The organism is Pedobacter sp. 01T416_2 (assembly GCF_056398925.1).
In genome coordinates this window covers 1-1,774 of record NZ_JBFTQI010001005.1, presented here as the reverse complement: position 1 = coordinate 1,774, position 1,774 = coordinate 1, and the positions used below count along the sequence as shown (strand labels likewise).

Sequence of the window (1,774 nt, the reverse complement as noted above, 5' to 3'; positions counted from 1 at the left end):
GATTTTAAGGATGTTCTCACTTGTTAAGAGAGGAGAAATGTATGTCGAGAATTATAGGAGAGCGTCATAAAAGCTAAGAAAAACTCCCAAAAAAAGAGTTTTTCTTAAAATAAATTTGCAATTGTGGTAAACCTAGAATACGACTAAAACGCAGTGGAATGTTCCAAAGAAACTCCTTCGGAGGAGAGATCCATCTAGGCAGATTTAGCTTCGCTGAGCAATCGTGGTTTTCGACTGCGTTGCACTCCGCTCGAAATGACGACCACTTAAAAGAAAATTTACAAAGAAGCCAAGTTTTATAAGATATGTGCAAATAAAAACTGCCTGCTCCAGTGCGTGTTTTGTAAAAATAATAATCACCAAAGTAAAATTTTTGATCATTTACTAAATCGTTTTACATATTATATTTATTTTGCAGAACTAAACAGGCTAACCAAAGTAACAATCCATCATAATAAAAATATAATCAGATGAAAAAAATATTTACTTTTTCAATCTTCCTAATGTTTGTTTCGGCTTTTTCAGCTCATTTAAAAGCACAGGAAATCACAAAGAAAAGTGGTTATACATTATCGTTCGAGAGCAATTTTAAGGAATTAGACCCTCAATTGAAGAAACGGTTAATCAAAACTTTTTTCGAAGTTTACCCAAAACTGGCCAAAGAGTATAATCCAGCTACCATAAAAGAAGTGAAATTTTTTGTAGATACAGCTTACAAAGGCGTGGCGGCAACTGCTGACGGTAAAGTAACCTTCAGTTCGATCTGGATGGTGAAACATCCTGAAGATATTGATGTAGTAACCCACGAGGTGATGCACATTGTACAAGATTATGGACGAAGCGTTGGCCCGGGCTGGTTAACAGAAGGTATTGCCGATTATGCACGCTATAAATTTGGTGTAGATAATGAAGGCGCCAAATGGTCGCTACCTGCTTTAAAGCCAGAACATAGTTATAAAAATAGCTACCGCATTACTGCAGGTTTTTTTGCCTGGATGGAGAAAAGTGTAAAACCGGGTATAATCAAAACGGTTGATGCTTCTTTAAGAGATCACACTTATACCAAAGATATCTGGACAAAATTAACGGGTAAAGATTTAGATGCGCTTTGGGCAGATTACATTAAAAATTCGGAAGTTTAAAATAAATACCAGCATATAAAACACAAACACAACAAATGAAAAGATTATTTATCGCTTTATTGAGTGTTGCGGCATCAACCAGCTTCGCGCAAACAATAGGCAAAATTACAGATCCGGTAGATTGGATAAACCCTTTAATGGGAACGGCATCCAAGCCATCATTATCTAACGGAAACACCTATCCGGCAATTGGTTTGCCATGGGGAATGAATATGTGGTCGCCACAAACCGGTAAAAACGGCGATGGATGGGCTTATGTTTATGAGGCCGACAAAATCCGCGGCTTTAAACAAACACATCAGCCTTCGCCCTGGATGAACGATTACGGCGCTTTTTCTATTATGCCCGTTACCGGCAAATTAAAATTCACAGATGATGACCGCGCAAGTTGGTTCAGCCATAAAGCAGAGATTTCTAAGCCATATTATTACAGTGTTTATTTAGCAGATGCTGATGTAACCACCGAAATTACCCCAACAGAACGCTCTGCCCAGTTCAGGTTTACTTTCCCTAAAACGGATAGCGCTTATGTGGTAGTAGATGCGCAGAATAAAGGTTCTTATATTAAAATTATACCAGCAGAAAGAAAAATTATTGGTTATACCACTAAATATGCCCGTGGCCCACCCCAC

Annotated in this window: 1 protein-coding gene and 1 pseudogene; both read left to right on the top strand. The window is 38.0% G+C overall.

The window, feature by feature from the left end; all coding sequences use genetic code 11:
• The first annotated feature begins 470 nt into the window (after window positions 1-470).
• A complete protein-coding gene (locus AC1DPQ_RS26745; RefSeq protein WP_477582045.1) occupies window positions 471-1,142 on the top strand; it encodes a basic secretory protein-like protein in 672 nt (223 codons plus the stop codon).
• A gap of 35 nt (window positions 1,143-1,177) precedes the next feature.
• Window positions 1,178-1,774: pseudogene (locus AC1DPQ_RS26740) on the top strand (GH92 family glycosyl hydrolase); the annotation flags it as partial.

Bases quoted from the DNA above. Each gene is read 5' to 3' on its own strand.
- AC1DPQ_RS26745 (WP_477582045.1), top strand. From the start codon at position 471: ATGAAAAAAATATTTACTTTTTCAATCTTCCTAATGTTTGTTTCGGCT.